The sequence below is a fragment of the Streptomyces sp. NRRL S-244 genome, assembly GCF_000717915.1.
Lineage (GTDB): Bacteria > Actinomycetota > Actinomycetes > Streptomycetales > Streptomycetaceae > Streptomyces.
Genome location: NZ_JOCX01000025.1, coordinates 87738 through 114701 on the forward strand (window position 1 = coordinate 87738; position 26964 = coordinate 114701).

Sequence of the window (26964 nt, forward strand, 5' to 3'; positions counted from 1 at the left end):
CAGGCTCAGTAGGTGACGGTGATCCGCCGCGTCCGCCCGTCCACCCGGATGCGGCCGCCGACCGGGACGACGAGTTGCGGGTCGGTGTGGCCGAGGTCGACGTCGAACACCGCCATGGCGTCGGGGGCGTACTGCCGGAGAGCTCGCAGCACGGCCGGCAGTACGGCGCGGTCGGCCATCAGCAGCCAGGAGATGATCTCCAGGTTGCCGCCCCAGCCGATCCCTTCCACGACGCGGTCGCCGTTGTGCCAGATCCAGCCGTCGGCGGGTTCCATCTCGGGTTCGGACTCGAACGTACGAGGGTCCTCCCAAGGCCGGTTGACGTCGCCGAAGGCGCCGGCCGGGGTGAGTTCGTACGTTCCGGAGGTGAACAGGGCCGCCCTGAGGGAATCCGCGGTCAGCGGATGCAGCGCGCCGGGCCGCCCGAGCTCGACCATCACCGAAGCCCCCGTGGTATCGACGATGCCCGCGGGGATGTCCGCAGCCCGTGCCCCGGGCGGCGCGCCATCGTGCGGAGTGGAGGGGCGCCGGTGCAGTGTCGTTCCTGCGGTGAACTCGGCCACCCGCTCGGGTGAGTTCTGGGGCCGGTGCCTGTCCGGGGTGGCGGAGGGCGTTACACCTTTGGTCTGGCTGTCACTGCCGTTTTGTGCGTACACCTTGCCTGCTGATGGAGAGAAGGCCTTCCGTGAACCACCGCCTGCGATACCTCACCGCCACCCTGGCCGCCGGCGCCGCCCTGGCACTCGCCGCGGCCGCACCCGCCGACGCGCGCCCCAGCGGTGTCGACAGCCATTGCGGCAAGTACATCTGCGTGATGACCGCGCACCACAACCGGTTCGTGCAGGACATCACGGTGCAGACCCGGGACGGTCTGCCCGGCACCTTGCGCTCCTACTGGGGCAACTTCCACAGCTCGAGGGTGAACGCTGCCTCACACCGGTGGGCGGTGGGCTACGAGCAGCAGGGGGCCAAGCTCGTGTGCGGCGGCCTGGAGCGTGACGGCCGGTCCATCGAGGACGGCATCTGCGTCACCATCTGACCCGGCTCAGCCCGCGCCGGGCCGGTCTGCGCCGGCGGGGCCCGGTGCGCTTCCGTGCCCCGCCGCCACCAGGCCCGATTCGTACGCCGCGATGACCGCCTGGGCCCGGTCGCGGACGCCCAGCTTCGTGAAGATGCCGGTGATGTGGTTCTTGACCGTGGAGACGCTGATCTCCAGGTCCCCGGCGATCTCCGCGTTGTCGAACCCGGTCGCCAGCAGCTGCCAGATCTCCAGCTCGCGCGGCGTGAGCCCGGCCGGGGCCGAAGCCGCCGGGCGCGGCCGGGCCGGGGAGGCCCGTACGTAGGTGGAGATCAGCCGGGTGAGCAGTCGGGGCGCGACGGCGGCCTCGCCGGTGTGGACGGTGTGGACCGCGGCGATGAGCTCCTCCGGGGAGACGTCCTTGGGGAGGAAGCCGTACGCACCGGCGCGCAGTGCGGCGACCACGTACTCGTCCATGTCGAAGGTACTGAGGGCCAGAACGCGGGATTCCGGCAGCGTCCGCGCCAGCTCCTCGGTGGCCCGTACGCCGTCGAGGACCGGCATCCGGATGTCCATGACGACCACGTCGGGCCGCAGCTCGCGGGCCAGGGCGACGGCCCGGGCGCCGTCCTCGGCCTCGCCCACCACCTCGAACGCCGGGTCGGGCGCCAGGATCAGCGCCAGGCCCCGCCGTACCAGCGGCTGGTCGTCGGCTATGAGCACACGGATCATCCGCGTCGGTCCTCTCGCTGGCCCCCCGGGTCGCCCGCCGGGAGCCTGGCCGCCACCCTGAATCCGCCGCCGTCGCACGAGCCGGCCTCCAGGGTGCCGCCTTGCAGCGCGACGCGTTCCCGCATTCCGATCAGACCGTACCCGCTGCCGGCGCCGGGCCGCGAAGCCCCCGGCCGCGAGGCCGCGGGCCGCGAATCCCCCGCCCGGGCGCCGTCCGCGCCGTCGTCCCGTACCTCGACCTCGACGCCGTCCGGACCGTAGGTCAGCCGTACGTGGGCCCGCGCGCCGACGGCGTGCTTACGGGCGTTGGTCAGTGCCTCCTGGACGATCCGGAACACCGTCAGACCGACGGTCGGCGGCAGCGGGCGGGCCGTCCCCCGTACGGTGAACTCGGTGGGCGTACCCGCCAGCCGGGACTCGGTGATGATCCGACCGAGGTCCCCGGTCCCGGGCTGCGGCGCCGGCGGGACCTGCTCCGGTTCCTCCCCGGCCCGCAGGACGTCGAGGAGCTGCCGCATCTCCCGCAGCGCCATCCGCCCGGAGTCCTCCAGCGTGACCAGCGCCTCGCGGGCCGCGCCCGGGTCGTGCGCCAGGTTGGCCCGGGCGCCGCCGGCCATCAGCTGCATGGTGGTGATGTGGTGCGCGACGATGTCGTGCAACTCGCGCGCGATCCGGCGGCGTTCCTCGGCCACCGCCCGGTCGGCCAGCAGGGTGCGCTTGGCCTCGGCCTCCTGCTGCCAGCGCCGCACCACCAGTCCGGTGCCGACGACGAGCACCACCGCGACCGTGTTGCCGAGCAGGCCCGTCAGGACGGACGGGTCACCGTAGCCCCCGCTGATCACCGTGACCGGTACGGTCGCCGCGGCGGCCGTCACCGTGACCGCCGTGCCGCGCAGGCGGGTCACGGTGTACAGCGCGACCATGTAGGCGGCGGAGAAGTGCGGGCCCTGCGGCGTGGTCAGGTTCAGCGCCACGCCGAGGGCGAGGACGGCGCAGAGCACGGTCACCGGCCGGGTCCGGCGGGCCAGCAGACAGGGCGCGGCCAGGACCACGAGGACGAGAGCCTGCACGGTGAGGGGCCGGCCGTCGTCCGCGGCGCCGAGCGCATAGCCGATCAGGTCGTTCACGGCCGCCCCGATGGCCACGAGGGCGTCATTGCGGGTCCAGTCGAAGACCGGCCCGCGCGCCTTGCCCCGGCCGGTCTCGCCGAAGCCGCCCTCGACCCCTGCCCTGTCCCTGTCCCTGTCCCTGGCCCTGTCCCTGCCCCCGTCCGTCTTCTCGGCCGCCCGGTCCTGACTGCGTATCGGCATACCCGCCGGTCCCCCTCCGTCACCGGCCCGCCGGATCCGGACCGGAGCGCCGCAGTTCGCGTACCGGATCCATTCTCGCAGCGGTGCGAGAGGCAGGCCTGGGCCCGCAGGCGGAGGACGGACCAGGACTGAGGTCCTGGTCCGGGGAGCGCGCCGGACCCGGGTCCCGAGTGCGGGTTCCTCCCAGGTCACGACGTGTCCCGGCGCGGGCGCTGATGAGCTGGACAACGTCCGGGAACCCCCGGTCGATCAAGTTACGGAGGCCCCCGTGATCCGCGCCCTGACCGGCTTCGCCACCCGAAGTCCCTGGAAGGTCATCGCTCTCTGGGCGGTGCTGGGCATCGCCATGACCATCCTCGGCCAGGCGTTCCTCTTCCGCGCCACCCAGCCCAGTGCGGGCGAGTTCCTGCCCGCCACCTACGATTCGGCGGCCGCGCTGAAAGTCGCCGAAGAGCACTTCGGCGCCGAGCCCGACGCCAATCCGCTCACCATGCTGGTGGCCCGGGCGGACGGGGCGAAGCTGTCCGAGTCCGACGAGCGGCTGATCGACGCCGAGGCCTCGAAACTCGCCCGGCGCGAAGTGGCGATGCCCAGGACCGAGGAAACGCCGCCCTTCACGCAGGACCATTCACAGGTCCCCCAGGTCAGCCCGGCGATGACGGCGCCCGACCGTACCTTCCGGCTGCTGTCGGTCGAACTGACCGGCAATCCCTTGGATCCCGGGATGCAGGACCTGTACCGGGCCTTCCGGGACCACGCCCGGGCCGAGTTCGCCGAGGCCGGTCTGCGGACCGGGTTCACGGCCGGGCTCGCGGACAGCGTGGACACCGCCGATGCCGAGAAGACCCGTTCGGCTGTCGTCGGCGCCGCCATGCTCGCGGTGATCGTGCTGCTCCACGTGCTGGTGTTCCGCAGCGTCCTCGCGGCGCTGCTGCCGCTGCTCGTGGTGTCGGTCATCGGCGGCGCGGCCGCCGGTGTGGTGGTCGCGGCGTCTCTGCTCACGGGCGTCCAACTCGACGCCTCCACCCCGCAGTTGATCAGCGTGGTACTGATCGGAATCGGCATCGACTACTTCCTCTTCCTGCTGTTCCGCTTCCGTGAGCAGCTGCGCAGCCGGCCCGAGCAGACCGGGCGCGCCGCGGCGGCCGAGGTCGCCGGCCGGGTGGGTACGGCGGTCACCTCCGCGGCGCTGACGATCGTCGCCGCGTTCTCCACCCTCGGGGTCGCGTCCTTCGGCCAGTTCCGGGTGCTCGGCCCGGCGATCGCCGTGTCCGTACTGGTGATGCTGCTGGGCAGCCTCACCCTGATGCCGGCCCTGCTGGCCGTCACCGGGCGGAAGATGTTCTGGCCCTCGCGCGACCTGCGCCGCGAGCCCCCGGAGGGGATGGCCGGGCGGATGGGCCGCCGGGTGGCGAGGCGACCGGTGACCATGGTGCTCGCCTCTCTGGCACTGCTCGGCGCGCTGGCGGCGGGCCTGGCGGGGATGCACACCGACTACGGGCAGGGCGGCTCGGGGGACACGGGCACGGCGGCGGCGCGCACGGCGGCCGAGATCTCGCGCGCCCTGCCCGCCGGGGTGTCCGACCCGACCACCGTGTTCGTCACCGCCTCCGACGGGGGCAGGCTCGACACCGGAGTGCTGGGCGGACTATCCAAGGCGCTCGCCGCGGTCGACGGCGTCGGCCAGGTCGCCCCGGCCGCACCCAGCGAGGACGGCAGGGCGGCGCGGATCGACCTGTTCCTGACCGCCGATCCGCACGGGCAGCAGGCCCGCGACCTGGTGTCCGGACCGGTCCGGGACGCGGTGGCCGCGCACCGGCCCGAGGGTACGGAAGCGCACGTGGGCGGCACGGCCGCGATCTTCGCCGACATCTCGTCCGCCGTCTCCGGCGACCTGAAGGTGGTCTTCCCGGTGGCCGCCGGCCTGATCTCGCTGATCCTGCTCCTGCTCCTGCGCAGTCTGCTCGCCCCGCTGGTCCTGATGATCTCCGTCGGCCTGGGCTTCGCGGCGACGCTCGGCGCATCGGCGCTGGTTTCCCAGCACCTCCTGGACCGGCCGGGGGTCAACTTCATGCTGCCGCTGGTGCTGTTCCTGTTCGTGGTCGCGCTGGGCACCGACTACAACATCCTGATCAGCGACCGGATACGGGAGGAGATGGAGAAGCCCGGTCCGGCCCGGGCGGCCGTGGCCCGGGCGGTACGGCACACCGCTCCAGCGATCGCGACGGCGGGCCTGGTCCTGGCCGCCTCGTTCGGGAGCCTGGCCGTCAATCCGAATCCGGGGACCCAGGAGATCGGCTTCGCGACCGCGCTCGGGATCATGCTGTCGGCGTTCGTCCTGTCGGTCGTGCTGGTCCCGGCGCTGGCCGCGCTGCTGGGCCGGTCGATCTGGTGGCCGGTACGGCCGCGGCGCACCGACCGCACCGACCACACCGACCACACCGCCCGGCACACCGGCGGGTACGGGCGGGCCGGGCACGGGCAGAGCGGGCACGCCGACGACAGGGAGTGGTCCGTTCCGGTGGGCTGACCGGGCGACCCGAGCAGTCCGTCCGACAGGCCGTCGCCGCCCGATCGCGGCGGCGGCCGTCGTGGTCCGTCACGGGTGGTTCGGCGTCGGCGTGGGCGTCGGCTCCGGTTCGGGCTCCGGTTCCGGTTCCGGTTCCGGCTCGGGGCGTTGCGCTGCCGCGCGGCGGGGGAGCAGCAGCGGGGTCGCCAGCAGGAGTACGCCGGCCAGGCCGATGGCCGTGCGCGGGCCGAGCAGGCCGCCCAGTACGCCCCAGACGGCCGTCAGGAGCGCGGTCGAGGCCTTGGTCGTCACCGCCCAGGCGGACAGCGTACGGGCGACCCGGTCGGGAGCGGTGAGCTGGAGGCGGCAGGTGGCGTGGACGGGGTTGAAGACCCCGCAGCAGAAGATGAGCCCGAGTTCGACACCCATCACCAGCAGCAGCCCTCCCGTACCCGGCCCGAGGAAGGCCAGGCCGACGGGCCAGAGCGCGCGCAGTGTCCCGGCCGCGACCAGGACCCGGTGCTGCCCGAACCGGGTGACGAGCGGCCGGGCCAGCCGCGCACCGAGCAGCCCGCCGATCGAGGGCGCGGCGAAGGCGAGGCCGTACTCCCACGGCGCGAACCCGAGCCGGCCGAGCATCAGGACGGCCAGCAGCGGCTGGGTGGCCATCACCAGGCCGTTGAACAAGGCGGTGTTGAAGAACAGCTGACGCAGCACCTTGTCGGCGAGGACGTACCGCCAGCCGTCGAGCAGGTCCCCGGCCCGCATGCGCCCGCCCTCCCGGCGCTCGGGCCGCGGCTCGTGCCCGCCGATCGCGCGGATGCCCAGGGCCGAGAGCAGGTAGCTGGCCGCATCGGCCACCACCGTCACCACCGGACCGAGGAGTCCGATCGCCACGCCGCCCAGCGGCGGTCCGATGATCGTGGTCGTCCAGGCCGTGGACTCGAACCGGGCGTGGGCGACGAGCAGGTCCTCGGCCGGCAGCAGCGCCTTCAGGTACGCGCCCGAGGCGGCGCGGAAGGCGATGTCGGCCGCCGCGACGACGACCGAGACCAGCAGGAGCTGAAGGAAGGTGAGCACGCCGAGCGCGAACGCGGCGGGGACCGTCAGCAGCGCCGCGAACCGTACGAGGTCCATCGCGATCAGCACCGGCCGCTTGCGGCGGAACTCCACCCACGGACCGAGCGGCACCGCCATGGCGGCGCCCGCCGCAGCCCCCACGGAGGAGAGCGCGGCGACCTCGGCCGGCCCGGCGTGCAGCACCTGGATGGCGATCAGGGGGAAGGCGCCGAAGGCGAGCCAGGTGCCGAGCGCGCTGGTCCCGTACGCTCCCCAGAGCCACCCGAACCGCCGCCCCAGCCGGTGTCCGCTCCCCACGCCCGCCGCCCCTCGCCATCCACCCGCACAACCGATCCGCGTTCGGAATCATCAAAGCGAGAGTCACGACCGGGAATCAAACAACCTCCGAGCCATCGGCCACAACCATCGGTTGTACGCCTAGGGTGTCGGCATGGACCTCGACACCGTCCGGACCTTCGTCGCCGTCGCCGACACGCGCCGGTTCCAGGAGGCCGCCGCCGAGCTGGCGGTCACCCAGCAGGCCGTCTCCAAGCGCATCGCCGCGCTGGAGCGCGACCTCGGCGTGCGGCTGTTCACCCGTACTCCGCGCGGCGCCGAGCTCACCATCGACGGGCAGGCGTTCCTGTCCCACGCACGCGAGCTGCTGCGCGTCGCCGAGCGTGCGGTCGCGTCCGTGCACACCGCCCGCCGCCCGCTGCGCGTCGACATCATCGCCTCGCGCGGCGCCGCGTCGGGCCTGATGCGCGGCTTCCACCGCGCGCACCCCGACATCGACCTCGACGTGCTGATGCTGTTCCAGATCGAGACGGCCCTCGCCGCCATCCGCTCCGGTGAGATCGATGCGTCCTTCCGCGCCGTCGCCGCGCCCGGGCGGCCCCTTCCCGAGGACATCGAGTCCGTCCGGGTCCTCGACGAGCCGCTCCAGCTCCTCACCGGCCCCGCCCACGCGCTGGCGGGCGCCCGCTCGGTGCCCCTCGCCCGGCTCGCCGGGCACCGGATCTGGATGCCGGGCATCGTCCCCGGTACCGAGTGGGCCGCGTACTACGACGACCTCGTCTCCGAGTTCGGCCTCACCATCGAGGCCACCGGCCCCAACTTCGGCTCCGACGCCCTCCTCGACACCGTGGCCGACACCCCGGCCCTGGCCACCTTCATGGGCGAACACACCCGCCTGGTCTGGCCCGCCGGCCACGGCCTGCGCCGTATCCCGGTCACCGACCCGACACCGGTCTACCCGCACTCGCTCCTGTGGCACCGAGACAACCCCCACCCGGCCCTGGCCACCCTCCGCGCCCACCTCGCCGCCACACCCCCAGGCGCCGATGCCGCCACGACCTGGTCACCGAGCTGGGCGAGCCGAGACCGACACCGTGGCGAGGCGCGGCGTCCGGCGGATCACGGACGGCCCGACAGGCCACGATCCGAAAGACACGGCCTAGCTCTGCGGGAGGTCCTTGACGTACACGATGCCGTCGCCGGCCGCCAAGTGGGCCGGGTCGAACGGGGCGTAGCCGTACCACGGGGAGGAGCGGGGCACGGGCGGCGTGTCACCGAGGGCGGTGGTCAGCCGCGTGGTGTCGATGACGCAGCGGTCGTCCGGGAGCGCGTACAGGATCCCTTCGACGGTGTCCGGCGGCGGCGTGTCCACTCCCTGGTGCCGGATCGTGCCGAGGGCCGTGGCCACGAAGGCGTACTCCTCGCCGAGCTGCGCGCTCACCAGCGCACCGGCGCTCCACCATTCCACCGGCCCCTGCCACATCTGCATCGTGCTCTTCTCCCGTTGGAGATGGGAGTTGTGGGCGTGGACGAGTGCCGGGCCCCTGGCGGCGACGGCGAGCAGGTTGTGGGCCATCATCAGATCCCGCAGCGCGCACAGCCGCGCCATGCGTGCCGGCGAGCCGTCGGCCATCCAGTGGTGGTAGCGCAGCAGGCCGGTCGCGGTGCGCCCGTACAGGCGCGCCCGGTCCCAGTCCTCCCGCGTGGTCGCCTCGATCAGATGGGGCGTCTGCGCTTCGAGGAGCGCCACCAGATCGTCGGCGAGCAGCCGCAGCCGACCTGCCTCGGCCGACTGTCCCACGGACCGGGCCGGGTCCGTCATCGCGGCGGGATCGGTCCACCGGTCGTCCGTGCCGAGCAGCCGGTCGAGCGTTTCCGCGGTGCAGGGGAGCAGGTCCGCGTCCACCCCGGTCGAGAGGTAGCCGTGGAGCGCGGTGAGGGCCTGCCGTGGGCTCGCGGCGCCCGTGATCTCCAGCGGACCGTCGAAGCCGGCGAAGCGGAGCCGCTCGGACGCCGGCCGGCCGTCGTTGTAGGCGCGCATCCAGCGCACGAGCTCGCGGTTGGCCGAGGAGGCGCCCCAGCCGTGGCTGAAGCCGTGCTCCATGGCCTCGTCGAGAGTGCCCGTGCCCGAGGTGACGTAGTCGTCCACGACCAGGCCCATCATGCAGTCGCTCTCGATCGCGATCGTGCGGTAGCCCTCCTGCTCGACGAACTGCCGGAAGAGCTCGTTGCGCAGGTCGAGCAGAGAGTCCTCGCCGTGGGTGGGCTCGCCCAGGGCGAGCAGCCGGGGCCGGGCCGGGAGCAGCCTCATGACGGAGGCAGCCTCAACGGCGTGGGCGCTGTCCTTGATGTCAGTTGCCATGCCTTCAACGGTATCTTTGAACCTTCGGTTGAAACTTTGCCGCGATATCTTCGGCTTCATGCGGCAAAACCTTCAAAGCGGTGAACGGCTCAGGCCGGTCGATCTGGCGCGCGAGCACGGTCTGTCCACGCAGGCGGTCCGGAATTACGAGGAGGCCGGCATCCTTCCCGCCGCCGGTCGCACACCCCACGGCTACCGCACCTACACCTCGCTGCACGCGGCGGCCCTGCGAGCGTTCCTGGCCCTCTTGCCCGGCCACGGCCACCGGACGGCGACATCGATCATGTGCGCCGTGAACCAGGGCGCGGACGACGAGGCCTTCCGCCTCATCGACGAGAGCCACGCCCAGCTCCTCGACGACCGGCGGACCCTCCAGGCCGTGGAGAGCGCCCTGCGCGACCTGGAGCCCATCGCGGCGGCCGAGCCCGGGGAGCGCGGCGCGTCCGGCGGGTCCGACGAGTCCGGCGACCTGTTCATCGGGCTGCTGGCAGAGGCACTCGGCATCCGGCCCGCGACGTTGCGCAAATGGGAGCGCGCCGGGCTGGTGCGCCCGCGCCGCGACCCGCTGACCGGGTACCGCGTCTACGGCGAGGCCGACGTACGGGACGCCAGGCTCGCCCACCAACTCAGGCGGGGCGGCTACCGGCTGGAGCAGATCGCCCCGCTGATCGCCCAGGTGCGCAACGCCGGCGGCCTGGAGCCGCTGGAGGCCGCGCTGGGCGACTGGCGCGCCCGGCTGTCCGCCCGCGGGCGGGCGATGCTGACCGGGGCCGCAGAACTGGACCCGTACCTCCGCGCACGCGGGAGCGTCTCGTAGCACCGACAACTCATGTCGTCTTGACAAATAATTTTGTCGGTCGGATCCTGGGACGGTGCTGGACGTAGCCGTGATCGAAGAACCCGCCGCCGCCGAGGCCTCCCTGGACCCGATGCGGTCCCGGATCCTCGCCGCCCTTGCCGAGCCCGGCTCGGCCGCCATGGTGGCCGTCCGCCTGGGATTGCCCAGGCAGAAGGTCAACTACCACCTCAAGGAGCTGGAGCGTCACGGGCTGGTCGAGCTCTCCGAGGAGAGGCGCAAGGGCAACGTCACCGAGCGGATCTACGCCGCCACCGCCGCCTCCTACGTCATCTCTCCCAGTGCCCTGGCCTCCGTCAGCCCGGACCCCTCCCGGTCCCCGGACCAGCTCTCGGCCCACTGGCTGCTGGCTCTGGGGTCCCGGCTGGTGCAGGAGGTCGGCGCGCTGGTGACCGGCGCGTCCCGGGCCCGGCGACGGGTCGCCACCTTCGCCATCGACGCGGAGGTGCGGTTCGCCTCGGCAGCCGACCGGATGGCCTTCGCGGACGAGCTGACCCAGGCCGTGACGGCCCTCGTCAGCCGCTACCACGACGAGACCGCCCCACAGGGCCGCAGCCACCGGGTGGTCGTCGGCCTCCACCAGATCCCCGGCACGCCGCCCGGCACTCCCGGGAGCAAGGCCGAACCGCAGCAGAATGCCGGGGGGACTGGGGGGACCGGGGTGACCGGGGGGACCGGAGAACACGGATCCGAAGTACGACAGGAGAACTCGCGATGACGCACCCGTTCGAGATCGAGCAGGAGATGATCCTGCCGGCGAGCCCCGAACAGGTCTGGGAGGCGATCGCCACCGGACCCGGGATCGACTCCTGGTTCATGGGGCGCAACGAACTCGAGCCGCGCGTGGGCGGCACCGCCGCCATGGACACCGGCGGCAACCGGCAGGAAGCCCAAGTCACCGCCTACGAACCGGGCAAACGCCTCGCTTCCCGCACCGCCACCGCCGACGACGGCCGTTTCATGGCGTTCGAGTACTTGATCGAGGGGCGCGACGGCGGCAGCACCGTCCTCCGCGTCGTCCACAGCGGCATGCTCGGCGACAACTGGCAGGACGAGTACGACGCTCTGCGCCGCGGCTGGCCCTTCCACCTCCACACGCTCCGCGAGTACCTGGCCCACTTCCCCGGGCGCACCGGCGTCCCGGTCTTCGCCATGGCGCCCACGGGCGAGCGGCCCGCGCAACAGGTCCGGGAAGCCCTCGTCCGCGGGCTGTCGCTGCCGAGCCCGGTCGTCGTGGGTGCGCGGGCGTACGCCGAACCGGCCGGTCTGCCTCCGGTGGAGGGCGAAGTGACCTGGGCGGACGACGAACGCTTCGAGGTCCGCACCGCTGACGGCCTCTACACCTTCCACCACGGCCCCGGCATCGCGCTGATGTTCCACCACCTCTTCGGCCGGGACACGGACCGAGCCGAGCCCGCCTGGCAGCAGTGGCTGACCGGTCTCTTCGCTTGACCACCTGACCACCTGACCACCTGACCATCTGGCCACCTGACCATCCGACCATCGGCGCGCTCGGGAACGACGTGCAACGCCCATCCAAGACGACGAGGAAACCTCTCCCATGCGCACTCTGATCAGCACGGCTTTCATCTCGCTCGACGGCGTCGTCGAGGCACCGGGCGGCGAACCCGGCTACCGCAACTCCGGCTGGACCTTCAAGGACATCGACTTCGTCCCCGAAGCCTTCGAGATCAAGGGGCGCGAACAGCAGGAGTCCACCGCCATCCTCATGGGCCGGACCAGCTACGAGGCCTTCAGCCCCGTGTGGCCGGACATGGCCGAGTTCGCCCGCTACAAGACGATGCCGAAGTACGTCGTCTCCACCACCCTCACCGAGGACGAGCTCGTCTCCGACTGGGGTGAGACCACGATCCTGCGCTCACTCGACGAAGTCGCCGCCCTCAAGGAGACCGACGGCGGCCCGATCATCGTCCACGGCAGCGCCCGGCTGAACCAAGCCCTCTCGGACGCGGGCCTGATCGACCGCTACCACCTGCTGGTCTTCCCGCTGTTGCTCGGAGCCGGCAAGCGCCTGTTCAGCACGACGGACAAGGACACCCAGAAGCTGGAGCTGGTCGAGCACGAGGCGTACTCCAACGGCCTCCAGAAGCAGGTCTTCGACGTCGTCCGCTGACCGGCGTCCAGCGGCGGGCTCGCGCTGCGCCGGCAGCCCTTCGCCATCGCCGGACGGCCGGACTGCCGCCCCTACAGCACCACGATCCCCAGGGGCCGCTCGCCCGCCGCGAGGCGGCGCGTCGTACCGCCCGACAGGTCCACGACGGTGATCCCGTCCCAGTGGCCGTCCCGGGTGAAGCCACCCGTGACGTACGCGGTGCGCCCGTCCGCGGTGACCGCGACGTCCTCGTGCGGCCCGCCCAGCGGGATCGTGCGCTCCCTCCCGCCGGGGGACCGGACCGTCAGCGAGGCCGCGTCCTCGCCCTCCGCCGCGCCGACCACCAGCAGCGTGCCGTCGGGGGCGAGGGCGGCCCCGTGCTGGTGGATGCCCGCCGTCATCGGCTCTACGGTGACCCGGCCCGTGCCGGGGTCGAGGACCGCCAGCTTCTCGCCCTCGAACGGCAGCAACAGCCGTCCGTCGGAGGGCCGCACCACCGCGTAGTGCGGCTTCAGCCAGGAGCCGAGGCCCCGTTCCCCGTAAGGGGCGACCACCAGACGCCGCGCCGCGAGGGTGTCGGCGCGCACCGCCGTCACGTCGTAGGAGTCGTGCCCGGTCGCGTACACCTCGCGGCCGTCCGCCGCGACGTCCACGTCGAAGGGGCGGCGGCCGACGGGCACGGTGGCGGTCACCGTACGGGTCGCCGTGTCGATGACCTCCAGCACGCCCGGGCCGCCGGGCACGTTGACCCCCACGTAGAGCCGCCGCCCGTCGGGTGCGAGCGCGATGCCCATCCCGCCGCCCCGGTACTCGCCGGTGGTCACGGGGCCGCTGCCGGTGCGGTACGGGATGCGGCCCAGGCCGGTGCGGGTGGCGGTGTCCACCACCGCGACCCCCTCCGCCGTCGCGACCCAGGCCCGCCCGTCCGCGCCGAGCGCCAGCCCGTACGGTGCGGTACCCACCTCCACCGAGGCGACCGGGCCGCGCGCGGGGTCCACGAAGGTCACGGTCGAACCGCCGAAGTCGGCGACCAGGAGCGTGCCGTGCTCCGTGGGCACGGCCGCGCCGGGCGCCGCCGGTGGCTCGCCCCGCGGTGCCGCCGCGGCTCCGGCCCCCTCCGTGGCGCCCGTACGATCGCCACGGCCACCGCCACCGCCGCCATCACTGCCACCACCGCCACCCGCCGCGCAGCCGGCGAGCACGGCCGCTCCGGCCAGGGCCAGCGCGAGCCGGCGCGTTCCGACCCGGTGCGCCCGTGGCGCCCTCACCGCAGCAGCTCCGCGATCTCGGCGTACCCGCGCCGCTCCGCGTGGGCGAGCGCCGACACCCCGTCGCCGTCCGCCAGTTCCCGGTCCGCCCCGGCCGCGAGCAGCAGCCGTACGATCTCCTGGTGGGCCGGGCCCCCGTCACCGAGGATCACGGCCTCCAGCAGGGCGGTCCAGCCGAGCCGGTTGACGTGGTCGACGTCGATGTCCGTCACCGCCAGTACCTCCCGGACGTACGCGACGTGCCCACGCTCGCTCGCCGGGATGTGCGACACGCCGCCGAACCGGTTGGTGCGCCGCAGGTCCGGCCCCGCCGGGAGCAGCACGCGCAGCATCGCCACGCTGCCCGTCACCCCGGTGACCAGCCAGGCACTGTCCTGGCGGGCATCCTGTGCGTCGGCGTCGGCGCCCGCCGCCACGAGCACCCGGGCCGCCTCCACGTGGTTCCCGAGGGAGGCGAGCAGCAGCGGCGTGCGCAGCTCCGTGTCGCGCGCCTCGACGTTCGCACCCGCTTCGACCGCCGCCCGTACGGCAACGGCGTCCCCCGCCCGTGCGGCGTCCAGCAACTGACGATCGACGGCCTTCATCCCGTACCCCTCACCGCTCCACGGCCTCGCGGCCACCTGTCGTGGCCTCGATCCTCCCCCCGCCGTCCCCACCACCCGGCCCCCGGACCGGCTCCCGCTCGTCATCCGATCGGCTGATGCGCAACGGACCGCCTTGTGGTGCCGGCCGTCGCGAGCGTCAGTGCCCGGACACCGATCGATACGCCACGGGGAAATCGAAGTACGTGTCGGGATACGTCTCCGGCTTGTACGTGAAGTGCCACCACTCCTCGGGCAGGTTGACGAAGCCCTCGGCTGCCAGGGCGCCCTTCAGGAACTGCCGGTTCGCCCTCTGAGCACCCTGGATCTGCGGGTTGTCCGTGTGCGCCAGGGGGTCGAAGCAGTCGAACCCGGTCCCCATGTCGACCGAGTTGTCGGGGCGCCGTGCGGCCTGCGGCGCATGGCAAGGGCCGGCGGGCCGCACCGATCCGCCCATGGCTGCCGGTGAGTTCACCTTGACGATCGTCAGATCGACCGTGCTGCCCCTGCTGTGGCCCGACTTCTCCGCGATGTAGCCGTCCGCGAACAGCCGGTCCTTGGCGACCCGCGGGTAGAACTCCTCTCGCATCCGGTCGTCGTCGAGGTCCTTCGCCCATCGCGCGAAGTTGTCGACGGCCCGCTGAGGCCGGTAGCAGTCGTACACCTTCAGCGAATAGCCCTGCGGCAGCAGCTTCTGCTGAGCGCGATGCAGGGCCTCGGCGGTCGGCTTGGCGAGAATGCACAGGGGCTGTTGGTAGCCGTCGATGCGCCGTCCGATGAAGTTGACCTTCGTGGCATAGCGCATGTCCTGGATGATCGAGGGATCAACGGAGTGCAGCGCGACGAAGTCCTTCGGAGCCTTCGGCGCCGGTGCGGCGTGGGCAAGAGGAGTGAGGGACCCTGCGGTCAGAACCGCGCCGGCCGTGACGAGCAGGGGCGTTCGCTTCTTCATGGCTTCCGTTCCGGGTCGAGACCTGTGGCCGGCTCCGGCTCCGGATCCGGCTTCATTTCGGCGTCCGTGCGAGATCAGGGCGTCATCGTGTCGCAGGAACGGAGCCGGAGCCGAGGACGTTGTCGAGGTAGCCCGCGAGTGCGGAGCGCAGGCCTTCAGGTGTCATCTTCTGCTCGTCGATCAGGTGTGCCACGAGGTCGGCGCGGATGGCGGCCAGCAGTGCGTGGGCGGTGAAATCCGCGTCGTGGACGCCGGGCACCTCGTCCAGCGCTGCGCGCAGCATCCCGTGCCACCAGCCGTAGTGCTCGGCCTGGTAGGGGCTGCTGGCTCCGGCGTCCTCCGCGGCCGCCATCAGGTTGCGGTTCTCGATCTTGAAGCGCAGCGAGGCATCGAGGAGCCTGACCACCCGCTCCCGAGGTGGGGAACCGGCCGCTTCCTGTGCCTCCCGCACGGATTGGTGCAGGGGCTCGAGGCGGGAGGCGATCACGGCGCCGATCAGACCGGCGCGGTCGCCGAAGCGCCGGAAGAGAGTGCCCTTGCCCACCCCCGCGGCCGCCGCGATGTCGTCCATCGACACGCCGTGGGGGCTGCTGCTGGCGGCGAAAAGGGTGTCGGCGGCAGCCAGGACGGCTTCTCGGTTGCGCTGGGCGTCCGCGCGCTCTGGGCGCTGGGCCACAGGTCCTCCTCGGTCTTCGGCCTGTCCGGGCCCCGGGAATCATATGCGGCGCCACGTGTCAGAGAGTGACAGGTGCTGTCAGACGGTGCCGCCGAGCCCGGCGGAGGGCGGAGTCTTCGAAGTCCGCCGGAAAATTTCACGAAGGGATGTCGAGAAGCCGCGCGCGGCTCCGTCCCGGCAGTGAACACGGCCACAATGGGCCGTACCTCACCAAGGAGAACACGATGGCCAAGTACCTGCTGCTCAAGCACTACCGGGGCGCGCCGGCGGCGGTCAACGACGTGCCGATGGACCAGTGGGAGCCGGAGGAGGTTTCGGCCCACATGCAGTACATGCGCGACTTCGCCGCCCGGCTTGAGGGCACCGGCGAGTTCGTCGACGGTCAGGCGCTCTCCCCGGAGGGCACGTTCGTCCGCTACGACGGCGAGGGGCGGCCGCCGGTCACCGACGGCCCGTTCGCGGAGACCAAGGACCTGATCGCCGGCTGGATGGTGATCGACGTCGAGACCTACGAGCGCGCGATCGAGCTGGCCGGCGAACTGTCCGCGGCACCGGGCGCGGGTGGGAAGCCGATCCACGAGTGGCTCGAGGTGCGCCCGTTCTACGCCGAGCAGCCCACGGCCACCGAGTGAACGACTCGCTGCTCCGGGAGCTGGTGCCCGCGGTGATCGGTGTTCTCGTCCGTCGCGGAGCCGACTTCGCGGCGGCCGAGGACGCCGTGCAGGACGCCCTGGTCGAGGCCGTGCGGCGGTGGCCGGACGACCTTCCGCGGGACCCCAAGGGCTGGCTGGTCACGGTGGCCTGGCGCAAGTTCCTCGACGCCGTGCGCGCCGACACCTCCCGGCGGCGGCGGGAGGAACTGGTCGAGGCCGAGCCCGAGCCCGGCCCGGGCGAGGCGGCGGACGACACGCTTCAGCTGTACTTCCTGTGCGCGCACCCGTCCCTGACACCGGCCTCGGCCGTCGCGCTCACGCTGCGCGCGGTCGGCGGTCTGACCACGCGGCAGATCGCACAGGCCTACCTCGTGCCGGAGGCGACCATGGCCCAGCGGATCAGCAGGGCCAAGCGGACCGTCTCCGGCGTCCGGTTCGACCAGCCCGGTGACGTCGCCACCGTGCTGCGCGTGCTCTACCTGGTCTTCAACGAGGGCTACTCCGGTGACGTCGACCTCTCCGCCGAGGCGATCCGGCTCACCCGCCAACTGGCGGCCAAGGCCAACCACGAGGAGGTCGTTGGCCTGCTGGCGCTCATGCTGCTCCACCACGCACGGCGTCCGGCACGGACCGGTCCCGAAGGCAGGCTCGTGCCGCTCTCCGAGCAGGACCGCAGCCTGTGGAACACCCAACTGATCGCCGAGGGCGTGGAGATGCTCCAGTCCGCCCTCGCCCGCGACCGCTTGGGCGAGTTCCAGGCCCAGGCGGCCATCGCCGCGCTCCACGCCGACGCCCGCGCCGCCGAGCAGACCGACTGGGTGCAGATCGTCGAGTGGTACGACGAACTGGTGCGCCTCACCGACAGCCCGGTGGCCCGCCTCAACCGGGCCGTCGCGGTGGGCGAGGCCGACGGCCCGCGGGCCGGCCTGGCCGCCCTGGCGGGGCTCGACCCCTCCTTGCCCCGGCACACCGCCGTCGCGGCGTACCTGCACGAGCGTGACGGCGATCCGGTGACCGCGGCACGGCTCTACGCCCAAGCCGCCCGATCAGCGCCCAACATCCCCGAACGCGATCACCTCACGCGACAGGCCGCCCGGCTCAACGCGCAGCTGCGCGGGTGAGCGGCGAACCCCGCTGAAGGCGCAGCCCGCTCGCGGCCGGAGGCCGTAGGCCGACAGGCCGACAGACAGCCGAACGGCCCGGACCGTGTGCCCCTTCTGGGCCGGCGGGCGGAGCCGGACGGGCTTCCGTGTCCTCAGCTGGCGGAGCCTGCCGCCGAGCCCGTCGCGAGGTCCGCGCCCCAGCGCGCTATCGCGGCAGGCAGGTCGAGCGGGCCCGGGCGCATGTCGGAGTCCTCGGCGGGCCAGTCCTCGCGGGGGACGCGCCACATCACCTCGAACTCGTTTCCGTCCGGGTCCTTGGCGTAGAAGGACTTGGAGACCAGGTGGTCGCTCGCGCCGACGAGCGCGCCGCACTCCGTGAGCTTGCGTCCCAGCTCCGCCAGCTCGCCGAGCGTCCCGACCTCCCAGGCCAGGTGGTAGAGGCCGACCCGGCCCTGCTCGGGACCGGGGGCGTCGGCGCCGATCGCGAACAGCCCGAGGTCGTGGTCGTTGAGGCTGCCGGGTGCGCTCAGGAAGGCGGCGCGACCGGCGGTCAGGTGGTCGACCTGGAATCCGAAGAGGTCGGTGTAGAACGCCACGGAGCGCTCGACGTCACGGATCCAGAGCACGGCGTGGTTCAGGCGGCGGACGGACATGCGGCAGCGCTCCCGGTGGCTCGAATGGTCTGGCTCGATAGGGTGGCTACAGCATAACGTTCAAATTCGAACTACTGGCCCCGGTTCGGGGCGGGGAAGGCGATGGGGGATGGGGCCGGCCCGTGGCGGTCGGGCCGGAGTGGGTGGGCCGCAGCGGGTGGGTCAGAACGCGAAGACGGCGTTGCCGTTCAGGGTCGCGGACATGGTGCAGCTGTTGGCGAAGGTGTGCTTCCACGCGACCCGGCTGCCCTGCCAGACGCCGTCGGCGGTCACGGTCACGGGTGCGTAGTGCATCGGGCACGCGCGGTTCGTGTCGGGCGCGGCCAGCAGCCGGTCGAAGGTTCCGCCGGTGGAGTTCAGGGTCGTACAGGCGGCCTTGGGGTCGGGGTGCGTGCCCTGCGCGGACGGCATGCAGCTGAGGGTGGCGGCGCGGAGGACCGTGCCGGCGTTGGCGTCGTCCCCCTGGGAGACGGAGAAGACCATGGCGGACGGGGCGTACAGGCTGGTCGGCTTGGCCTCCGCCATCCCGGTGGCACCGGCCAGGCACAGGACGGCGGCGGCGGAGGAGATGGCGACGGAGCGATAGCGCACGACAGGACTCACATTCGATTCGAAGGTCTAGCGCGACATTTGCTTGCGTTGTCGCGCTCCGATGCGGCTGAGTCTGTCCGAGGCGAAGGCGGATCGCATATCGATGGTCGCTTTACGGACACGTCGTTCGAATATCGGATAACGAATGGTCGTTCGGGCAGCTCGCAGGGGGTGTGATCGCTCCGTATTCACTCGGAAACAGGGGGTGACGCCCGGCTCCTCGCCCGGATCCGGCTCGCTGACCTGCGCTCCCGCGTCCCGCGTTCACCTGAAGGTCATCCGGCTTGTCCGGATCGGTGCGGTTACCCGGCCTCCGTCGCGGTCCCGATCGGCCGTTCGGGGGAGGGAGTGGCCCGTACGGGTGACCTACCCTGGATCGGAATCGTGAGTTCCGGGGGTCGAGCGCAAAGGAAGAGCGCGTCCATGGGTATCACCAGCAATCCCGCGCGCCGTCGTCGGCGACGGGCGGGATCGGCCGTGGCGGCGGCCGCCCTCGGCCTTCTCGCGGCCGCCGGTACACCGGCCCTCGCGGCCGCGGACGGCTCTGCGGGCCAGTCCTCGGGCATCTCCGGATCCGCCCAGGGCGCCCGGGGCGCCGCGCCGCTCCCGATGGGCATCTCGCGCCTCGCCCAGGGTGCCGGCCGCAACGTCGCCATCACCATCGACGACGGTCCGGACCCGCGCTGGACTCCGCAGGTCCTCAAGGTGCTGCGGCAGAACCACGTCAAGGCCACCTTCTGCATGATCGGAACCAAAGCGCAGAAGTACCCGGACCTGGTCCGGGCGGTCGCCGCCGACGGGCACCAGCTGTGCGACCACTCCGTCGACCATGACGTGACCATGGACCACAAGCCCGTCGCCTACCAGCGACAGCAGATCCTGGAAGGCAAGGCCATGATCGAACACGCCGTGCCGGGAGTCGCCGTCAACTACTACCGCGCGCCGGGCGGTGCGTTCACTCCCGACAGCCGTGCGATAGCCGTCGCGAGCGGGATGCGGCCCCTGGGGTGGAGCGTGGACCCCAAGGACTGGAGCCGTCCGGGTCTGCCGGCGATCGTCGCCGCGGTGGAGGGCAAGCTGCCCCGGCAGCCGACCGTCCTGTTCCACGACGGAGGCGGTGACCGCAGCGAGACGGTCGCGGCGCTCAAGGAGTACCTGCCCTGGCTCACCGCGCAGGGCTACAGCTTCGCCTTCCCGGCCCGCACCACCCCGTAGGCGCGTGGGGTCGGCCACCGCGGCCGACCGCTACGCCTCCCGTTCGTGTACGTACGCCCCCGCGCGCGCCGCCACCGCCGCGGCCGTGGCGGCGCGATCGGCGGCGGCCCCGTCGAGCGGGAGGGCGGTGGTCAGGAGGCGGTAGTAGAGCGGGGCGGACGCCGCGCGGATCACCTCGTGCGGATCGGTCCCCTCGGGCACTTCCCCGCGGGCCGCGGCCTGCTCGACGCACGGCACCCATTCCTCGACGCGGGTGGTGTAGAAGCCGTACAGGGCCTCCGCCGCCTTCGGGTCACAGGTGGCGGCCGCGATCACCGCCTTGAACAGGGCCCCCTGTCGCGGATCGGACAGTGTCCGCTGCGCCAGGGCGGCGTTGGCCCTGAGGTCCCCGAGCAGCGAGCCCGTTTCCGTACGGGGCTGCGACTGCTGTGCCATGTCCAGCAGCAGGTCGGTCACGAGACCGGTGACGGTGCCCCAGCGGCGGTAGACGGTCGTCTTCCCGACCTCCGCGCGGCGCGCGATGTCCGCGAGGTCCAGGTGGGCGAAGCCCTGCTCGGCCAGGACGTCCGCGGCGGCACGCAGCACCGCCGTGCGCACCCTCGCCGTACGCCCTCCGGGCCGGGCGGTCCTCGGATCCGCCTCGGTTTCCGCCAACTCCATAACGGGACTCCAGTTCCATTAGCTGCCGAGCCTTGCTAGGGTGAGGCCATCTTAACGGAACCGCAGCCCCATTAGCGTGGTGCGTGGGAGGGGATTCGTCATGAACGAGATGAACGACATGGACGAGACGAAGGACGCGAAGGACTTCAAGGACATGGAGTACAGGCGGCTGGGCGCCTCCGGACTTCAGGTGCCGGCGCTCAGCTTCGGCGCCGGGACCTTCGGCGGACGGGGACCGCTCTTCGGTGCCTGGGGCAATACGGGTGTGGAAGAGGCGCGCCGCCTCGTGGACATCTGCATCGACGCCGGGATCACCATGTTCGACACCGCCGACGTCTACTCCGACGGCGCGTCGGAGGAGGTGCTGGGAGCCGCCCTCAAGGGGCGCCGGGACCAGGTGCTCATCTCCACCAAGGCCGGGTTGCCGATGGGCGACGCCCCCGGCGACGCGGGCACCTCGCGGTCCCGCCTGATCACTTCCGTCGATGACGCCCTGCGCCGCCTCGACACCGACTACATCGACCTCTTCCAGCTGCACGCCTTCGACGCCGGCACGCCGGTGGAGGAGGTGCTGTCCACGCTGGACGATCTGGTCCGGGCCGGGAAGATCCGTCACCTGGGCATCTCCAACTTCTCCGGCTGGCAGGCGATGAAGTCCCTCGCCACCGCCGACCGCCGCGGCCGCGAGCGCTACGTCGCCCACCAGGTGTACTACTCCCTCATCGGCCGCGACTACGAATGGGAACTGATGCCGCTCGGGCTCGACCAAGGCATGGGCGCGATCGTCTGGAGCCCCCTCGGTTGGGGACGGCTCACCGGCAAGATCCGCCGCGGCGCACCGCTCCCCGCCGGCAGCAGGCTGCACGACACCGCCGACTTCGCGCCGCCGGTGGAGGACGAGTACCTCTACCGCGTGGTCGACGCGCTCGACGAGATCGCGCAGGAAACCGGGAAGGCGATCCCGCAGATCGCCCTCCGGTGGCTGTTGCAACGGCCGACGGTGTCCTCCGTCATCATCGGGGCCCGCAACGAGGAGCAACTGCGCCAGAACCTCGGGGCGATCGGCTGGACGCTCACCCCCGGGCAGATGGCGCGGCTCGACGAGGCCAGCACCCGCCCGGCCCCGTACCCGTACTTCCCGTACCGGCGCCAGGAGGGCTTCGCCCGGCTCAACCCCCCGGTGGTCTAGGCCGGGCGAGGCCGTCGCCATCGCCGTCGCCTGCCGCGACCACGAGATCGTCACCTTCGACCACACCACCCGCCACGGCGCGACCGTGTCCCGCCGCGCGCAGCCCTGTCACCCGGTCGCCCCGGGCAGCCTCTGGTACCTGCTCGCCCATGACTGCCGAGACCGGCTGGGACGGCGCGTGAGCGCCAGGAATTCGTCGCGGCTCGGTCGCCGGCGAGCTCGGCGGCTGCCCAGTGCCCGGTCTCGGCCGGGACCCTGGGCCCTCAGCCGTGGATCGGGAAGGACGCCTGGAAGGCCAGGCGCCCGTCGGCCCCGTCGCCGATGCGGGCGAGAACCTCGTCGAGCGCGATGAACTCCTCCCATGCCGCCCGGCCAGTCGCCGCGGCCAGCCGAGCCACGACGAGATCCTCCAGGTCGGGTACGCGCTTGTTCTTCCAGATCTTGTCGGCGAGGCTCACCAAGAGGTCTTCCAAACCGGCACGCGAGTTCGTCCACGACGCATGCGTCTCGGCGAAACGGGCCAGCTTCGGGCTGACGCCGTGGGCAAGCAGAAGAGTCCGCCCCGCCTCCTCATGCGCGGACCCGGGCCGGGAGAGCTCAGAGACGTGCACCGTCTTTCCGATGTCGTGCGTCGCCGCCCCGAAGAGCACCGCCTCGCGGTCGAAGACCACGGCGGGGTAGCGGTGTTCCACCCACTCGACCAGCTGGTGCGCGACATCATGGACGGCCCGCAGGTGAGCCGCCAGCCGCGGTGGACTTCCCAGCTCGGACAGAAGCTCCGCAACACGATCCGGTAGCGGGAGCAGCGGCGAATCGGCGCTGCCACTCATGGCCGTCGACAAGAGGGTGTTGGTCGTCACCGCGTCAGGGTACTGACAGCATGCTGCTGTGTTCGTCTCCCGCATTCACGTCCCAGAGGCTCTCGCCGCCTCTCACCGTGCTCATTCCGGCGCTTGCGGCGAAGCGTGGATCGCCGGGCTTCCCGCGCTCGCCGCGGACTGCTCGGACCGCTGGGAGCTGCGGCTCGACGGGGCGCCGCGGCACGGGGTGGTCGCTCTCGTGCTACCGGTGGTCCGTGCCGACGGCACCTCGGCGGTGCTCAAGCTCCAGCCCGTGGACGAAGAGACGCGGGGCGAACCCCTGGCCCTGACCGCATGGGCGGGAAAGGGCGCGGTCTCGCTCCTCGAAGCCGACCCCGGCACCGGCGCCATGCTGCTGGAGCGCCTCGACGCCGGCCGTTCGCTCGCCGCCGTCGACGACGACATGACTGCCTTGCAGGTCCTGTCCGAGGTCTTGTCCCGTCTGGTCGCCCTTCCGGCCCCCGACGGAGTACGCCGCCTGGCCGACGTCGCCGCAGCCATGCTTCGAGAGGCGCCGGTGGAGCTGACGCGCCTGGCGGATCCCGCGGACCGCCGACTGGCGGAGAACTGCGCGGCGGCGATGCGGGAGCTCTGCGACGAGCCGGGTGATCGCCTCCTGCACTGGGACCTGCACTACGACAACGTCCTGGCTCCCCTCCGCACCGCCGACGGACGGGAGCCATGGCTGGCCATCGATCCCAAACCCCTCGCCGGAGACCCCGGTTTCGACCTGATGCCGGCCCTCCGGAACCGCTGGGACGAGGTGGTGGCATCGGGGGATGCCGCACGGGCGGTCCGGCGGCGCTTCGACCTGATGACCGAGGTGCTCGGGCTCGACCGGCAGCGCGCCGCCGGGTGGACGCTCGGCCGGGTCCTGCAGAACACACTGTGGGACGTCGAAGACGGCGAGACCTCGATGGATCCGGCCCAGGCGGCCATCGCCAGAGCACTGCTGACGGACCGTTGACCCGTACGGGAGACCGGGACTGGGTCCGGATCTTCGTGGTTTCCGCCAGTACGGCGGCCCGTCCGGGTGTGGAGAGACTGCCAACCAGAGGTCGCGGCGCGTCCCGAGGGCCAGGCCGTCCGCGACCGAGGATCATGACCACACACGGGGAGGACACGCGATGAACGCGCAGCAGTACGACGAGATCGGCGAGGCGTACGAAGGCTTCAAGGCGCTGCCGCTGGAGCAGTACGCGGTGGTGCCCGGCTTCCTGGCCCTGGTTGGCGACGTGACCGGCAAGTCGATCCTCGACCTGGCCTCCGGCACCGGCTTCTACAGCAGGGAGTTCAAGCGGCGCGGCGCCACGGAGGTGCTCGGCATTGACATCTCCGGTGAGATGGTCTCCGTGGCGCGGGCGCTGGAGGAGCGCGAGCCGCTGGGCGTGCGCTACGAGGTGGGCGACGTGTCCGAACTCCGGCCCTTCGAGCGGCGGTTCGACGTCGCGCTGGCGGTCCAGCTGCTCAACTACGCGCCGGACGTCGCCACCACGGAGCTGATGTGCCGGGCCGTGCACCGGAGCCTGGAGCCGGGCGGCGAGCTCTTCTTGCTCAACCAGTCGCCCGATTTCAGCTTCGACGGGCCGACCCCGGAGAAGTACGGCTTCCTGAGCGTGCCGACCGGCGAGGAGGTCGAGACGGGACCGCAGGTCCGCACCACCGCGCTCCTCGACCCGCCGGTCTCGTTCGTCGCGAACCGTCCGCGCCGCGAGGTGTACGAGGACTCCCTGCGGGCGGCCGGATTCAGCGACCTGACCTGGGTCCCGATCCCGGTGTCGGAGGCCGGGGTGCGCACGTTCGGCGCGGAGTTCTGGGCGGACTTCCACACCAACCCCCCACTGGAGATGCTCCGCTGCCGCGCCTGAACCGCAGCAGGGACACCCGGTCGGCCGGCGCCCGCTCCAGCGGGGGCCGGGCGGCCGGGAGTTACGGCGTTGGTCCGGTCGGGGAGCGGGACCACGGCGGCCCAAGGGCCACGGCCGCGGTCGCGGTCACTGCCGCGGTCACGCCGCAGCCTCGATGCCGAGCTCGGTGAGCAGGCCGCGGATGCGGCGCTCGATGTCGTCCCGGATCGGGCGTACGGCCGCCACGCCCTGCCCGGCCGGGTCCGCCAGCTTCCAGTCCAGGTACCGCTTGCCGGGGAAGTACGGGCAGGCGTCCCCGCAGCCCATCGTGATCACGACATCGGAGGACTGCACCGCCTCGACGGTGAGCACCTTCGGCGTCTCGGCGGAGATGTCGATGCCGACTTCGGCCATGGCCTCCACCACGGCCGGGTTCACGGCGTCGGCGGGCGCGGAACCGGCGGAACGGACCTGGACCCGGTCCCCGGAGAGGTGGGTGAGGAAGGCGGCGCCCATCTGGGAGCGGCCGGCGTTGTGCACGCAGGCGAACAGCACGGACGGGGTCGCGGAGGTGCTCATGAGGCCAGGGCGCTTTCTTCGAGGGCGGGCGCGGCAGGAACCTCCAGCAGCGCGGACAGCCTGGCCAGGGCCTCGGGCAGCACCCAGTAGTACACCCACGTGCCGCGCCGCTCCGAGCCGACCAGCCCGGCCTCCCTCAGCACCTTGAGGTGGTGCGAGATCGTCGGCTGGGAGACGTCGAACGGACCGGTCAGGTCGCACACGCACGCCTCGCCGCCCGCGTACGAGGCGATCAGCGACAGCAGCCGCAGGCGGATGGGGTCCGAGAGCGCCTTGAACATCCGCGACATCTCGGCCGCGGCCGCTTCGCCCAGCGGCTCGCGCACCATCGGCGCACAGCACGCCGCGTCTTCCTGCCCGAGCACCGGTAGACCAGGTTGTTTCGACATGGCTCTATGTTGACACTCGTCTAATCAGGTGGCAACGTCGACTGTATCGACAGATGTCGATACAAGCTGCATCCTGATGGGAGAGCGCCATGTCCCGTGTCCAGCTCGCGCTGCGCGTCGCCGACCTCGAAGGCTCGATCGCCTTCTACTCCAAGCTCTTCAACACCGAACCCGCCAAGCGCCGCGACGGCTACGCCAACTTCGCCGTCACCGAGCCGCCGCTCAAGCTCGTCCTCATCGAGGGCGCGGCGGGCGCGGCGGGCGAGGAGACTCGCCTGGACCACCTCGGCGTCGAGGTCGCGTCCACGGAGGAGGTCGACGCCGCCACCGAGCGCCTCAAGGAAGCGGGCCTGGTGACGTTCGCGGAGAACGACACCTCCTGCTGCTACGCGCTCCAGGACAAGGTGTGGGTCACCGGCCCCGGCAAGGAGCCGTGGGAGGTGTACGTGGTCAAGGCCGACGCCGACACCCTCGGCAAGAGCGCCGCGGCCGGCTGCACCTGCGGCACCTGCGGCACCTGACCGGCGGCCACACGGTCCAGGGTCGGGCCGTCAGCGCCCCAGCGCGTTACGGACCGTCAGCCCGTGGTGGCGGCGCAGCCGGTGCATCTCCCACCAGGACAGCGCCGTGACGGTGACGGGTGCGCCGAGGATGAAGACCGCCCGGGCGCCCGCCGGGACCTGGGGGTAAGCGCCGGTGACCACATCCAGGAGCGCCATCTCCCAGACCAGGACGCCGGCGAGGACCGGCGGCACCACCTCGTGGATGTCGGCGGTACGGAAGACGTGTACGAGCGACAGGCCGATCCCGTAGAGGGCGAAACCGACCGACCACAGACACAGCACCCCGATGACGATCTTTCCCGGCAGCCCGACGGCGTCCCGGAGCCCCGCCGACTCCGGCGCCATCGCGAGCGCCGAGGTGCCCATGGAGGCCATGATGGCCAGCACCGCGCCGAGCGAGCGCAGGGCCCGTCGCAGGTAGACGCGTCGCAACCCGCCCCGCGCGGCCGCCACGAACGCGCCGACCACCACGGGGAAGGTGCAGACCAGCACCAGGACGCTGGACCAGCTCTGGTCGAGGCGGTCGTCCGCCACGGCCTTGACGTCGTCGGCGCTGACGACCGCCTTGTAGGCGACCATCAGGCCCACCCAGGCCACCAGCCCCAGCGCGGTCCGCCACAGCTGGAGCTTGCGGACCTCCGGATCGTGGACGATCCCGGGACGCGAAGGACGGAAGGCCGACTGGGCGGCGTAGAAGGGGTTGTAGAGGCCGCGCAGGATCTTCCGGCCCCGCGACGGCTCGACGCGCGGCGGCGGAACGTGCGGATGGCCCCACCCGTACGGGTACCCCGGCTGCTGCCCGTACGGATAACCCGGCGGCGGGGCGTACGGGGCTCCCTGCGGCGGAACCGGGGAGCCCTGGCCGGCCCAGCCGGCCGGCGGCGGACTGCCCGCCCCGCCCGCCGGACCCCCGCCCGCGTCGGCGTCCT

General features: G+C 72.2%; 28 protein-coding genes and 2 pseudogenes. 14 read left to right on the top strand and 16 right to left on the bottom strand.

All coding sequences use genetic code 11. The annotated features are described in order from the left end of the window. Window positions 1-5 precede the first annotated feature (5 nt). Window positions 6-467 (bottom strand): annotated as a pseudogene (locus tag IF02_RS0125770) (LD-carboxypeptidase); the annotation flags it as partial. A gap of 218 nt (window positions 468-685) precedes the next feature. On the opposite strand from IF02_RS0125770, the gene IF02_RS0125775 reads away from it, so the two are divergent. Further along, entirely contained in the window at window positions 686-1039 is a 354-nt protein-coding gene (locus tag IF02_RS0125775) for a hypothetical protein (protein WP_030160883.1), read from the top strand. 6 nt (window positions 1040-1045) lie between these two features. Here IF02_RS0125775 and IF02_RS0125780 read toward each other — a convergent pair whose 3' ends face one another. Both IF02_RS0125780 and IF02_RS0125785 read right to left on the bottom strand, forming a co-directional pair. Continuing rightward, window positions 1046-1750: a response regulator gene (locus IF02_RS0125780; RefSeq protein WP_051696539.1), complete on the bottom strand. Its 705-nt coding sequence runs from the start codon at window positions 1748-1750 to the stop codon at window positions 1046-1048. Next, on the bottom strand, window positions 1747-3060 hold the full coding sequence (locus tag IF02_RS0125785; protein ID WP_078622332.1) for a sensor histidine kinase: 1314 nt from the start codon (window positions 3058-3060) through the stop codon (window positions 1747-1749). The genes IF02_RS0125780 and IF02_RS0125785 overlap by 4 nt, the downstream gene beginning before the upstream one ends. A 268-nt stretch (window positions 3061-3328) precedes the next feature. Here IF02_RS0125785 and IF02_RS0125790 point away from each other — a divergent pair, with 268 nt between their 5' ends. Continuing rightward, window positions 3329-5590, top strand: coding sequence for an MMPL family transporter (locus tag IF02_RS0125790; protein ID WP_051696540.1), 2262 nt, complete (start codon window positions 3329-3331; stop codon window positions 5588-5590). A gap of 69 nt (window positions 5591-5659) precedes the next feature. On the opposite strand, the gene IF02_RS0125795 is transcribed toward IF02_RS0125790, so the two are convergent. Next, window positions 5660-6946 (bottom strand): MFS transporter, encoded by a 1287-nt coding sequence (locus tag IF02_RS0125795; RefSeq protein ID WP_030160891.1) that lies wholly within the window; start codon window positions 6944-6946, stop codon window positions 5660-5662. 133 nt (window positions 6947-7079) lie between these two features. Between IF02_RS0125795 and IF02_RS34055 the strand changes: the two are divergent. After that, a pseudogene (locus IF02_RS34055) lies at window positions 7080-8000 on the top strand (LysR family transcriptional regulator); the annotation flags it as partial. 84 nt (window positions 8001-8084) lie between these two features. On the opposite strand, the gene IF02_RS0125810 reads toward IF02_RS34055, so the two are convergent. Then, the gene (locus tag IF02_RS0125810; RefSeq protein ID WP_030160895.1) at window positions 8085-9287 is read right to left on the bottom strand and encodes an erythromycin esterase family protein; all 1203 of its coding nucleotides are present in this window, start codon (window positions 9285-9287) and stop codon (window positions 8085-8087) included. Between the two features lie 58 nt (window positions 9288-9345). Between IF02_RS0125810 and IF02_RS0125815 the strand changes: the two genes are divergently transcribed. The 4 genes from IF02_RS0125815 to IF02_RS0125830 all read left to right on the top strand — a co-directional run bounded on the left by IF02_RS0125815 (window position 9346) and on the right by IF02_RS0125830 (window position 12277). After that, on the top strand, window positions 9346-10104 hold the full coding sequence (locus IF02_RS0125815) for a TioE family transcriptional regulator (protein ID WP_030160897.1): 759 nt from the start codon (window positions 9346-9348) through the stop codon (window positions 10102-10104). A gap of 55 nt (window positions 10105-10159) precedes the next feature. After that, window positions 10160-10861, top strand: a complete 702-nt coding sequence (locus IF02_RS0125820; protein ID WP_078622333.1) for an ArsR/SmtB family transcription factor — start codon at window positions 10160-10162, stop codon at window positions 10859-10861. Next, the gene (locus IF02_RS0125825; protein ID WP_030160900.1) at window positions 10858-11595 is read left to right on the top strand and encodes an SRPBCC family protein; all 738 of its coding nucleotides are present in this window, start codon (window positions 10858-10860) and stop codon (window positions 11593-11595) included. The genes IF02_RS0125820 and IF02_RS0125825 overlap by 4 nt, the downstream gene beginning before the upstream one ends. A 109-nt stretch (window positions 11596-11704) precedes the next feature. Further along, window positions 11705-12277 (top strand): dihydrofolate reductase family protein, encoded by a 573-nt coding sequence (locus tag IF02_RS0125830; protein ID WP_030160903.1) that lies wholly within the window; start codon window positions 11705-11707, stop codon window positions 12275-12277. Window positions 12278-12348: 71 nt separating this feature from the next. Here IF02_RS0125830 and IF02_RS0125835 read toward each other — a convergent pair whose 3' ends face one another. From IF02_RS0125835 to IF02_RS0125850, 4 genes are all read right to left on the bottom strand, one after another. Then, on the bottom strand, window positions 12349-13524 hold the full coding sequence (locus IF02_RS0125835; protein WP_030160905.1) for a YncE family protein: 1176 nt from the start codon (window positions 13522-13524) through the stop codon (window positions 12349-12351). Next, complete coding sequence (locus IF02_RS0125840; RefSeq protein ID WP_030160907.1) at window positions 13521-14108, bottom strand: ankyrin repeat domain-containing protein; 588 nt, start codon at window positions 14106-14108, stop codon at window positions 13521-13523. Before IF02_RS0125840 ends, IF02_RS0125835 begins: the two co-directional genes overlap by 4 nt. A 157-nt stretch (window positions 14109-14265) precedes the next feature. Next, the gene (locus tag IF02_RS0125845; protein ID WP_030160909.1) at window positions 14266-15057 is read right to left on the bottom strand and encodes a M15 family metallopeptidase; all 792 of its coding nucleotides are present in this window, start codon (window positions 15055-15057) and stop codon (window positions 14266-14268) included. Between the two features lie 82 nt (window positions 15058-15139). Then, window positions 15140-15733: a TetR/AcrR family transcriptional regulator gene (locus IF02_RS0125850; RefSeq protein WP_030160911.1), complete on the bottom strand. Its 594-nt coding sequence runs from the start codon at window positions 15731-15733 to the stop codon at window positions 15140-15142. 224 nt (window positions 15734-15957) lie between these two features. Between IF02_RS0125850 and IF02_RS0125855 the strand changes: the two genes are divergently transcribed. Further along, complete coding sequence (locus tag IF02_RS0125855) at window positions 15958-16365, top strand: YciI family protein (RefSeq protein WP_030160913.1); 408 nt, start codon at window positions 15958-15960, stop codon at window positions 16363-16365. Then, complete coding sequence (locus IF02_RS0125860) at window positions 16362-17507, top strand: RNA polymerase sigma factor (RefSeq protein WP_030160916.1); 1146 nt, start codon at window positions 16362-16364, stop codon at window positions 17505-17507. Before IF02_RS0125855 ends, IF02_RS0125860 begins: the two co-directional genes overlap by 4 nt. A gap of 134 nt (window positions 17508-17641) precedes the next feature. Here IF02_RS0125860 and IF02_RS0125865 read toward each other — a convergent pair whose 3' ends face one another. Further along, window positions 17642-18142: a VOC family protein gene (locus tag IF02_RS0125865; protein ID WP_030160919.1), complete on the bottom strand. Its 501-nt coding sequence runs from the start codon at window positions 18140-18142 to the stop codon at window positions 17642-17644. 162 nt (window positions 18143-18304) lie between these two features. Further along, window positions 18305-18733, bottom strand: coding sequence for a subtilase-type protease inhibitor (locus tag IF02_RS0125870; RefSeq protein WP_030160922.1), 429 nt, complete (start codon window positions 18731-18733; stop codon window positions 18305-18307). Between the two features lie 423 nt (window positions 18734-19156). Between IF02_RS0125870 and IF02_RS0125875 the strand changes: the two genes are divergently transcribed. Further along, window positions 19157-19948, top strand: coding sequence for a polysaccharide deacetylase family protein (locus IF02_RS0125875; RefSeq protein WP_030160924.1), 792 nt, complete (start codon window positions 19157-19159; stop codon window positions 19946-19948). A 30-nt stretch (window positions 19949-19978) separates the two neighbouring features. Here IF02_RS0125875 and IF02_RS0125880 read toward each other — a convergent pair whose 3' ends face one another. Continuing rightward, the gene (locus IF02_RS0125880; protein ID WP_030160926.1) at window positions 19979-20608 is read right to left on the bottom strand and encodes a TetR/AcrR family transcriptional regulator; all 630 of its coding nucleotides are present in this window, start codon (window positions 20606-20608) and stop codon (window positions 19979-19981) included. A gap of 154 nt (window positions 20609-20762) precedes the next feature. Here IF02_RS0125880 and IF02_RS0125885 point away from each other — a divergent pair, with 154 nt between their 5' ends. Beyond that, window positions 20763-21797, top strand: a complete 1035-nt coding sequence (locus IF02_RS0125885) for an aldo/keto reductase (protein WP_030160927.1) — start codon at window positions 20763-20765, stop codon at window positions 21795-21797. A 263-nt stretch (window positions 21798-22060) separates the two neighbouring features. Here the strand turns inward: IF02_RS0125885 and IF02_RS0125890 are convergent, their stop codons facing one another. Further along, window positions 22061-22627, bottom strand: coding sequence for an HD domain-containing protein (locus tag IF02_RS0125890; protein ID WP_030160928.1), 567 nt, complete (start codon window positions 22625-22627; stop codon window positions 22061-22063). Window positions 22628-22685: 58 nt separating this feature from the next. Here IF02_RS0125890 and IF02_RS0125895 point away from each other — a divergent pair, with 58 nt between their 5' ends. Together IF02_RS0125895 and IF02_RS0125900 are read left to right on the top strand one after the other, a co-directional pair. Next, window positions 22686-23624 (top strand): aminoglycoside phosphotransferase family protein, encoded by a 939-nt coding sequence (locus IF02_RS0125895; RefSeq protein WP_030160929.1) that lies wholly within the window; start codon window positions 22686-22688, stop codon window positions 23622-23624. Between the two features lie 160 nt (window positions 23625-23784). After that, on the top strand, window positions 23785-24525 hold the full coding sequence (locus tag IF02_RS0125900) for a class I SAM-dependent methyltransferase (protein WP_030160932.1): 741 nt from the start codon (window positions 23785-23787) through the stop codon (window positions 24523-24525). Between the two features lie 138 nt (window positions 24526-24663). On the opposite strand, the gene IF02_RS0125905 is transcribed toward IF02_RS0125900, so the two are convergent. Further along, the gene (locus IF02_RS0125905; RefSeq protein ID WP_030160933.1) at window positions 24664-25083 is read right to left on the bottom strand and encodes an arsenate reductase ArsC; all 420 of its coding nucleotides are present in this window, start codon (window positions 25081-25083) and stop codon (window positions 24664-24666) included. Then, window positions 25080-25472, bottom strand: a complete 393-nt coding sequence (locus tag IF02_RS32710) for an ArsR/SmtB family transcription factor (RefSeq protein WP_030160934.1) — start codon at window positions 25470-25472, stop codon at window positions 25080-25082. The genes IF02_RS0125905 and IF02_RS32710 overlap by 4 nt, the downstream gene beginning before the upstream one ends. Before the next feature lie 89 nt (window positions 25473-25561). Here IF02_RS32710 and IF02_RS0125915 point away from each other — a divergent pair, with 89 nt between their 5' ends. Beyond that, complete coding sequence (locus IF02_RS0125915) at window positions 25562-25993, top strand: ArsI/CadI family heavy metal resistance metalloenzyme (RefSeq protein WP_030160935.1); 432 nt, start codon at window positions 25562-25564, stop codon at window positions 25991-25993. Between the two features lie 30 nt (window positions 25994-26023). Here IF02_RS0125915 and IF02_RS0125920 read toward each other — a convergent pair. After that, window positions 26024-26964, bottom strand: a 941-nt coding sequence (locus IF02_RS0125920) for a hypothetical protein (RefSeq protein ID WP_051696541.1), incomplete at its 5' end; no start/stop codon positions are given.

What these genes read in the sequence shown, in the direction of transcription:
- IF02_RS0125845 (WP_030160909.1), bottom strand. Translation starts at nt 15,057, where the DNA reads ATGAAGAAGCGAACGCCCCTGCTCGTCACGGCCGGCGCGGTTCTGACC.
- IF02_RS0125825 (WP_030160900.1), top strand. Translation starts at nt 10,858, where the DNA reads ATGACGCACCCGTTCGAGATCGAGCAGGAGATGATCCTGCCGGCGAGC.
- IF02_RS0125785 (WP_078622332.1), bottom strand. Translation starts at nt 3,060, where the DNA reads ATGCCGATACGCAGTCAGGACCGGGCGGCCGAGAAGACGGACGGGGGC.
- IF02_RS32710 (WP_030160934.1), bottom strand. Translation starts at nt 25,472, where the DNA reads ATGTCGAAACAACCTGGTCTACCGGTGCTCGGGCAGGAAGACGCGGCG.
- IF02_RS0125810 (WP_030160895.1), bottom strand. Translation starts at nt 9,287, where the DNA reads ATGGCAACTGACATCAAGGACAGCGCCCACGCCGTTGAGGCTGCCTCC.
- IF02_RS0125885 (WP_030160927.1), top strand. Translation starts at nt 20,763, where the DNA reads ATGGAGTACAGGCGGCTGGGCGCCTCCGGACTTCAGGTGCCGGCGCTC.
- IF02_RS0125875 (WP_030160924.1), top strand. Translation starts at nt 19,157, where the DNA reads ATGGGTATCACCAGCAATCCCGCGCGCCGTCGTCGGCGACGGGCGGGA.
- IF02_RS0125890 (WP_030160928.1), bottom strand. Translation starts at nt 22,627, where the DNA reads ATGAGTGGCAGCGCCGATTCGCCGCTGCTCCCGCTACCGGATCGTGTT.
- IF02_RS0125905 (WP_030160933.1), bottom strand. Translation starts at nt 25,083, where the DNA reads ATGAGCACCTCCGCGACCCCGTCCGTGCTGTTCGCCTGCGTGCACAAC.
- IF02_RS0125830 (WP_030160903.1), top strand. Translation starts at nt 11,705, where the DNA reads ATGCGCACTCTGATCAGCACGGCTTTCATCTCGCTCGACGGCGTCGTC.
- IF02_RS0125840 (WP_030160907.1), bottom strand. Translation starts at nt 14,108, where the DNA reads ATGAAGGCCGTCGATCGTCAGTTGCTGGACGCCGCACGGGCGGGGGAC.
- IF02_RS0125880 (WP_030160926.1), bottom strand. Translation starts at nt 20,608, where the DNA reads ATGGAGTTGGCGGAAACCGAGGCGGATCCGAGGACCGCCCGGCCCGGA.
- IF02_RS0125865 (WP_030160919.1), bottom strand. Translation starts at nt 18,142, where the DNA reads ATGTCCGTCCGCCGCCTGAACCACGCCGTGCTCTGGATCCGTGACGTC.
- IF02_RS0125780 (WP_051696539.1), bottom strand. Translation starts at nt 1,750, where the DNA reads ATGATCCGTGTGCTCATAGCCGACGACCAGCCGCTGGTACGGCGGGGC.
- IF02_RS0125915 (WP_030160935.1), top strand. Translation starts at nt 25,562, where the DNA reads ATGTCCCGTGTCCAGCTCGCGCTGCGCGTCGCCGACCTCGAAGGCTCG.
- IF02_RS0125855 (WP_030160913.1), top strand. Translation starts at nt 15,958, where the DNA reads ATGGCCAAGTACCTGCTGCTCAAGCACTACCGGGGCGCGCCGGCGGCG.
- IF02_RS0125900 (WP_030160932.1), top strand. Translation starts at nt 23,785, where the DNA reads ATGAACGCGCAGCAGTACGACGAGATCGGCGAGGCGTACGAAGGCTTC.
- IF02_RS0125815 (WP_030160897.1), top strand. Translation starts at nt 9,346, where the DNA reads ATGCGGCAAAACCTTCAAAGCGGTGAACGGCTCAGGCCGGTCGATCTG.